Here is a 310-nt window from a genome sequence, read left to right on the forward strand (position 1 = left end):
TCTAGCGGCGACAGGATGCGCTGCACCCGCTGGCAGACGGACTCGACGACCGTCCGTCCCTCGGCCGACAGGTGCACCAGCACGCGGCGCCGGTCGAGCGGATCGGCCGACCGGTAGGCCAGCTTCTTCTCGACGAGGCGGTCCACGATCCGGGTGGCCGTGGGGGCGGGCAGCGACGTGTGTCCCGCGACCTCGCCCATGCTGCGGCCGGTGCCGCGGGCGAGCATCAACAGGACCCGCCAGCCGTCACGGCTGACATCCGTCGAGGACGGGTTGGTGGACAGGGCTGTGGCCACGGCGTGGTCGACCC

Annotated in this window: 1 protein-coding gene; it reads right to left on the bottom strand. The window is 72.6% G+C overall.

Translation table 11 applies throughout. From position 1 onward, the window contains the following. Window positions 1-296: MarR family winged helix-turn-helix transcriptional regulator (locus DBV35_RS29745; protein WP_157962116.1), on the bottom strand; the 296-nt coding region annotated here is incomplete at its 3' end. Window positions 297-310: the final 14 nt, after the last annotated feature.

The sequence above is a fragment of the Acuticoccus kandeliae genome (assembly GCF_003073115.1).